Raw genomic sequence first — 7,072 nt, 5'->3', positions numbered from 1 at the left:
ATTTTACATTGGAGGATCTGGGCTTCATCTTCGTTCCTTCGTCACTACGACGAAGCCCAGATCCTCCTTAAATCACAACCTCAAATCTGTGCCATTGGTGCTGACGGCGGACAACGGCTGTCGGCCTTGTTGATGACTCTGCCGCCGCTTTCCTGGGGAGCAAAGCCGCTGTACTGGTCTCACCGCTGCCGACCGTACTCAAAGCTGGAAGCCGGCAATTAAAGGCCGTCGCGGTGGCGCCGCTCAAGCTGCTCGCGGAAATCCGGATGCGCGATTGAGATGAGAGCTAACGACCGCTCCTCGAGCGTCTTGCCCTTCAGGTCTGTCCACCCGTGTTCGGTGACGACGATGTGGGTGTCGTTGCGGGGCGTTGTGACCGGCCCGTCGAGGTGAGCGACGATCCTCGACACAGTCCCTTTCGCCGCGGTCGAGTGGCATGCGATTATCGATTTCCCGCCCCGCGAGGCAAAGGCGCCGCGCACGAAGTCGAGCTGGCCGCCGGACGCGCTGTATTGCGCGGCGCCGACGCATTCCGAGTTGCAGGCGCCGTGCAGGTCGACCTGAAGGGTGGCATTGACCGACACCATGCGATCGTTCCGGGCGATGACGCATGGGTCGTTGACGTAGTCGACGGGATAAGTCTCCAGCGCCTCGTTGCCATCGAGGAAATCATAGAGCTCGCGGTCGCCCATAGCGAATGTGAAGATCGATTTGCCCGGATGAAGGTTCTTTTGGCTATTGTCGGCCACGCCGGCGCGCATCAGCGCCGCGAGCCCAGGCGTCAGAAGCTCCGTATGTATGCCGAGGTTCCGGTGTCCGCGCAGCGCCGCACATACCGCTTGTGGGACCGCCCCTATGCCCATCTGCAGGCAGGCACCATCGTCGATCAGGCCGGCGATGATCTGACCGATCGCCTTGTCCTCAGCTCGGAGGGTGGCATCCGGAACCTCTAAAAGCGGCGTGTCGTTCTTCACGACGGCCGTGACGTCGGCTATGTTGATAAGGCAGTCGCCGAGCGTGCGCGGCATGTTGCAGTTGACCTCTAGGATCACGGTCGAGGCAGATCGAGCGACCGATAGAGCGTAGTCGCAGTTCGTACCAAGGCTGAAGTTGCCATCGTCATCCATCGGCGACACGGTCGTAATGAGGGCGTCAGCGCGAACCTGTTCGGTAAGCAGTCTGGGGACTTGGCTGAACGCGGTGGGAATAAACGATACGCTGGGGAAGCCTTCGGCGGCCGCCAAACGATTCATCTCGCGTTCGGTGGCGCTGTGAAAGAGGCTTACAGGCGTAATCCTGTTCCGCAGTCCACGGCGTAATACGCTGTCGCGTGCCGTGGACGTCGAGAGCAGATAGTAGACCGCGAGGCTGTCCACCTTACCGGCCTCCGCCCGCGCCGCTAACGCTGCGAGGATAGCCGGCGGTTGCGCGATCCCGAGACCCATGACGATCTTCGCACCGTTCGGCACGAGCGCTGCCGCCCCCTCCGCCGTCAACGTCTTGGCAGCGTCGATGCACGAAATGGCCCGGTCGGGACGCTGGACATTCATGGATCGCGCCCTCCTAGTACCAGATGGTAACGAGTACCATCGGCTCAGTCGAACGACGCGCGGAAGCGCAGACCGATCGTGCGAGGTAGAGGACCGGCAACGAACGCTGGCGGGCGAATGAACCACGGTCCACGCTCATCGGTCAGGTTTTGCCCGAACAGTTCCAGCGAATACGGACCCCGGCGTAGGCCGACCATTGCGTCCACCAAAGTGAATTCCGGCGTCTTCTGGTTCGCCTGGTTCGTCCGCGATCCGGTCGGGCTTGCGGACGCGTTAGTGTAGAGAGTCAGGTTGCGCGCGATCTCGCCGGTGTATCCGACGTCGAAGCGCAACGTGTAGGATGGCGTGTTCAACAGCTGCTTGCCGGGCGCGATGCCGCCCAGCAACGCTGCCACCTGCGGATCGACGCTGACGTACTTCGAGTCGTTCAGGTCACCCGAGAAGCCCAGCGTCAGCCCCTTGATCGGCTGCCAGTCTAGCGAAAGATCGATACCGCGGATCTGACCCTGGCCCAATGAGGCGAAGGCCGCGATCCCCGACGACGTTGTGAGACCAGTCTGAAGGCCGTCATAGGTAAGGCTGTAAAGGCTAAGGTCGTAGCGCAATCGGGCGCTTCGGACGTAGCCCTTCCAGCCAAGCTCGTAGTTGCGGACCCGGTCAGGATCGAGCGCCGTCTTGCCTGTGATTCCGTCGATCGCGAGAAAACTCACCTGGAACGGCGATTGGATGATCCCGCTTCGGAACCCGGTGCCCGCGTTGAAGAAGATCGTCATGTCCTTGTTGGGGTGGACGCTGAGGTTTGCACGCCACGTGACCACCGTCGGATTTGCGCCGCCGTTTGTCGGAATGGCCAGCGGACTGTTCCCACTACCTTCGAACGTACGGTCATCGTGATAAACACGGAGGCCGCCTAGAGGCACGACCTTCCCGTCGAATAGGTCGTAACTGACTTCGCCGAAGCCAGAATAGTTCTTGGTCTTCGTATTCGTATATACGTTCCCGTTGAATACCGGCACCGCGAAGTTAATGCCCTGTGTGATGAAGTTGTTCGCGTTGTTGTAATACCCGCCGACGACCCAGTGGAGCGGGCCGGTGCCAGTGGATCTAAGCCTTAGTTCCTCCGAGAAGCTCTCGCCGTCGTATCCGTTGAACAGAGCGCCTTGGCCCAACGGAGGGGCGACAAACGTATACCCGTAGAGATACGAATACTGAAATTTGAGGAACGACGTTGCGCTGGTAAGTTTCGCAAATCCAAGATCGTAGGAAATCGTCGCACCGAACTGGTCGTTGCTGCCCCTCTCGTAGCCCACCACGTTCCCCCAGTCGGCGAGGTACGGCGGCGACACCGACGACATTTGCTGGCTGTAATCCTGCTTGCCTGCATTGTGCATGTACTGGAGACGGACGCTGAAGTTGTCGTCCGGCCTGAACAGCAGCACAGCGCGCACGTCACCGCGACGGGAATCGTTCGCGTCTCGCGCACGGGGGGTGCCCGTCGGAGCACCCGAATAGACATCGGCGTATCCCGCGCGATAATCGTATCCACCGCTGACGCGCAGGCCTAGCTTGCCGTCGATTAACGGAACGGACATCGCCCCGGACACGCCGTAGTTCGGGTCGCCAGCATCTCGCATCCCCGCGATGTAGGCTTCGCCGCCGCCGGTAAAGCGGGTCAGGCTGGGATCCTTGGTGTGGAAGATTATGGTCCCACCCATCGCGCCCTGACCGTAAAGCGTGCCATAGGGACCACGCAGGACTTCGACGCGGTCGAGGTCTGAGACGCGCACGGTGGGCGCGAACTGCGCGTTCGGCGTGGCGTAAGGGATCTCGTCGACGTAGAAGCCAACGAGGGGATCGCCAATGCCGCCACCGCTACCCGACCCGCGAATGGAGTAACTCCTGAGGAACTCGCCGACCTGTTCACTTTGCGATGCACCGGGTACGGCCGTTACGAGAGAGTCGAGGTTGGTGATCTGCTTCCTCTCGAGTTCAGCGCCGCCGATCGCCTGGATAGCGAGCGGGCTTGCGATCAGAGTCGCGGCGCCCGATTTCGATGCGGTGACGACGATGTCTGCGGATTGATTGTCGGCAGGGCTGTCTGGGGCGGTTGTGGTCGCGTTGCGGGGCGCGGCAGCGGTCTGCGCATCCGCTTGAGCGCTGATTGCGATAAGCGATACACAGGCGGCTAACGACAGTTTCTTCATGGCGATGCATCCTCCCCTTCCAACGTCACGACCGTATGATTCGGTCTTGCAATGCATTGCAAAATGCATACTTCTGCAATGCATTGCAACAGAAAAGTGACGGGTCTGGCCTGTCATCTGGTTCAGATTGGGGAATGGAATGTCCGATGCGTCAGCCAATGTCTCAAGGGCTGGGGCCGAGTGCACCAGCACTACACACTTAGACGCTGGCGCGCTTCGGCTGGCGAACCACCAACTCGAATTGCGACTTCCCCTCATTAGCGATCTCTCCCTTTCTAGGGTCGTGGCCTACGGCGACGTCTGGGACATGTGGCAGCTAGCGTGGAGTGACGGCGTGACGTTCGAGGCCCACGGGCGTCAGTTATGGTTCTTCCTCGCGACGCCAATACTGGCAGACCCGGAAGATCGACATGACATCGCGCGTATCCGGATGGCGAGCCTGGGCTTCGATGGCTGGCGCGACCACGGCTGGGTCTTCCCCGTCGGCTGGACGCCGGGCAGCCGCGAATGGTCGGGCTGCTCGGTCTTGGACGACGACGGACGAACGGTAACAATCTATTTCACGGCGACAGGCCGGCGCGGCGGACATCTCACCTTCGAGCAGCGACTCTTCGAAACGCGTGGTTCGCTAGACTTCGCCAACGGGGAGCCGGTCCTGAGCGGCTGGACGCCCCCAGTCGAATCTGTCGCCGCCGACGGCGTATACTACAAGGTCGCCGATCAGGCAGTTGCGCCGCGGCGCGGGATCTGGGCCTTCCGTGATCCGAGTTTTTTCATCGATCCAACTGACGGCGAAGAGCACCTGTTGTTTTCAGGCTCCGCAGGTTGGACCGACGACGACCTAGATGGCGTTATCGGCGTCGCGACCCGCACTGACGGGAGGTGGCAGCTGAGACCGCCGCTCGTGGAGGCGATCGGCGTCAACAGCGAACTCGAGCGTCCGCACGTTATCCATCGTGACGGTCGCTACTATCTGTTCTGGTCGAGTCACGGCCGTCGGCATGCGCCAATGTTGGGTGCGCCGACCGGCTTGTACGGGATGGTGGCTGAACGCTTCTCGGGCCCCTGGCGACCGGTCAATGGCAGCGGGCTCGTGGCGGCCAACCCGGTCGAATCACCATTCCAGGCATATTGTTGGTGGGTGACGGCGGAGGGCGCCGTTCTCAGCTTCGTCGACTATCCCGGGGCGACCGGTCACGAGCCACCGAAGGATCCAGCAAAGCGGCGCGCCTTGTTCGGCGGGACTGTCGCTCCAAACTTCCATCTGCGCTTCGATGGCGAGACGGTGCTGCCAGTCGTGACCGGAGCGCCGGTGCCGTGAATGCTGGAACCAAGCTCTACGGCTGCGTGGAAGCCGGTGGCACCAAGTTCGTCTGCGGGCTGGCCGACGAGGAAGGTCGGTGGCTGTGCCGTCTGCGCATACCGACCCAAGAGCCAGCCATCACATTAGCAGAGGTAGTCAGCTTCCTTCTCGCTTCAGAGGAATCACACGGCAGGATCACTTCTCTCGGGGTTGCGAGCTTTGGCCCGATCAGTCTCAATCGTTCGCGACCCGACTGGGGGAGGCTGCTCTCGACGCCCAAACCGAAATGGAGCGGCGTGTCGATAGTTGGGCCGCTCCTCGAGGCGTTCGACCTACCGCTCGAGATCGACACGGACGTAAACGCCGCAGCCCTAGCTGAGGTGGGTGCAACCCCAGATCTGGACCCCTCTGCCTTGGTTTACGTCACGGTGGGAACGGGCATCGGCGGCGGTGCGGTGGTGGGCGGCAAATCCTTGATCGGCGCACGTCATTCAGAGATGGGTCATCTTGTGCCGCCGAGGCATCGGCTCGACCAAGACTTTCCAGGCTGCTGCCCGTACCACGGTGCCTGCCTGGAAGGTCTGGCGAGCGGACCCGCCATCACAGCGCAATGGGGCCGTTCATTGTCGGAACTCGACAGCGCCCATCCCGCGCATGACATTGTCGCCTGGTACCTCGGCTGGCTCGCGTCTTCCCTTCTTGCGACGTTGTCTCCGGCGCGGATCGTTTTCGGCGGCGGAGTTATGGGGACGCGTGGACTGCTCGATGGGGTTCGCCGGTGCGCGGACCGTATGGCCGGTGGATACATCGTCGCACCGGGAGAAGCGCTGACACTCATACACCCGCCCATGCTGGGCGACGATGCGGGTCTGTTCGGTGCGCTCGCGCTGGCTAGAATGGCAGCCAAGTCCCTTGATCGGCAAGATACTCTCAGGCGGATGCGCGGATGACCAATTCGGGCGACAATTGAACGGATTGGCCCTGCTCGCCGCGCATGCGCATGAAAAGGAGATCGCACATTAACTGCGACCCCTGCTCGAGATCCTGACGGATCGTCGTCAGGGGCGGATTGCTCTGAGCTGCGATGGGTACGTCGTCAAAACCTATGACCGAGAGATTCTCCGGAACAGACCTTCCGGCTTGGGCCGCAGCGCGGATGACGCTCATGGCGACGACGTCGGACGCTGCGAACACTCCGTCGATGTCGGGATGGTCTCGGAACAGCTGCTCGGCCGCCGCAAATGCGTCTTGTGCGGTAAGATGAACGGGAAACAGGATTGCCTCGGACCGCTGCTTCGCTGGCAGTGTAGACATGAAACCTTCATGACGGGCCGCGAACTCAGGCACTGCGATGTTGCCGAGGAAGGCTAGTCGACCACGCCCCTCGTCGAGTAGTCGCATCGCGGCGAGACGGCCGCCCTCAATGTTGTCCACCCCTACGGAGACGTAGCTCTGATGCGGCGTCCATTGTCCCCACACGACCATCGGGAGATAGGTCTTGCCGACCTCTTGCAGGACTTCGGTCTGATCCGACTGACCGATGACCAGGACTCCATCGACCCTGCTTCGATCGATGATCTTGCGCAGCCAATCGGTTGTATCCGGTTCTATCCGGCGAAGTAGAAGGTCGTAGCCTCGTTGCGAAACGGCATCTGCGAGGTAGGCCAGCATCGCCATGAAGAAGGGGTCGCTGAGGTGCTGCCCCTTCTCGTGACCAAGCGGGAGAATTAGCGCGATCGTGTTTGACTGCCGGGTTCTGAGCATCCTCGCGGCGGGGTTAACGCTGAACCCGACCTTAGTGGCGAGGTCCTGAATGCGCTTGCGGGTCTTTGGCGCGATCAGCGGACTGTCCGCTAATGCGCGCGAGACGGTCGCCGCGGAGACGCCAGAAAGCTGCGCCATCTCCTGCAGCGTCCTAGGCTCGCGGGGAGACGCTTCGCCGTTTGACGCGACCGTGCTCTCCGGTCGTACTTTATTCGGTGGGGGTTTGGTAGGCACGAGAAGGTTTTCACCAA

At 61.6% G+C, this 7,072-nt stretch carries 6 protein-coding genes; 3 read left to right on the top strand and 3 right to left on the bottom strand.

Going from position 1 to position 7,072, the window contains the following annotated elements:
* Positions 1–222: hypothetical protein (locus FFS35_RS20195; RefSeq protein ID WP_212742223.1), on the top strand; the 222-nt coding region annotated here is incomplete at its 5' end.
* Here FFS35_RS20195 and FFS35_RS15265 read toward each other — a convergent pair.
* Together FFS35_RS15265 and FFS35_RS15260 are read right to left on the bottom strand one after the other, a co-directional pair.
* Positions 219–1,550, bottom strand: a complete 1,332-nt coding sequence (locus tag FFS35_RS15265; RefSeq protein ID WP_137787951.1) for an acetyl-CoA hydrolase/transferase C-terminal domain-containing protein — start codon at positions 1,548–1,550, stop codon at positions 219–221. The genes FFS35_RS20195 and FFS35_RS15265 overlap by 4 nt on opposite strands.
* A 44-nt stretch (positions 1,551–1,594) precedes the next feature.
* A complete protein-coding gene (locus tag FFS35_RS15260; RefSeq protein WP_171007650.1) occupies positions 1,595–3,913 on the bottom strand; it encodes a TonB-dependent receptor in 2,319 nt (772 codons plus the stop codon).
* Between the two features lie 124 nt (positions 3,914–4,037).
* Between FFS35_RS15260 and FFS35_RS15255 the strand changes: the two genes are divergently transcribed.
* Both FFS35_RS15255 and FFS35_RS15250 read left to right on the top strand, forming a co-directional pair.
* Positions 4,038–5,075, top strand: a complete 1,038-nt coding sequence (locus FFS35_RS15255; protein WP_249341685.1) for a glycoside hydrolase family 68 protein — start codon at positions 4,038–4,040, stop codon at positions 5,073–5,075.
* Complete coding sequence (locus tag FFS35_RS15250; protein WP_137787948.1) at positions 5,072–6,007, top strand: ROK family protein; 936 nt, start codon at positions 5,072–5,074, stop codon at positions 6,005–6,007. Before FFS35_RS15255 ends, FFS35_RS15250 begins: the two co-directional genes overlap by 4 nt.
* Here FFS35_RS15250 and FFS35_RS15245 read toward each other — a convergent pair.
* Entirely contained in the window at positions 5,988–6,959 is a 972-nt protein-coding gene (locus tag FFS35_RS15245) for a substrate-binding domain-containing protein (RefSeq protein ID WP_137787947.1), read from the bottom strand. The two genes, FFS35_RS15250 and FFS35_RS15245, sit on opposite strands and share 20 nt — an antisense overlap.
* Positions 6,960–7,072 lie beyond the last annotated feature (113 nt).

This window comes from Sphingomonas sp. 3P27F8, from assembly GCF_005502745.1.
Taxonomy (GTDB): Bacteria; Pseudomonadota; Alphaproteobacteria; order Sphingomonadales; family Sphingomonadaceae; genus Sphingomonas.
This window is presented reverse-complemented; position numbering and strand designations above follow the sequence as displayed.

Coding starts and splice junctions, on each gene's coding strand:
- FFS35_RS15265 (WP_137787951.1), bottom strand. CDS start 1,550: ATGAATGTCCAGCGTCCCGACCGGGCCATTTCGTGCATCGACGCTGCC.
- FFS35_RS15245 (WP_137787947.1), bottom strand. CDS start 6,959: ATGGCGCAGCTTTCTGGCGTCTCCGCGGCGACCGTCTCGCGCGCATTA.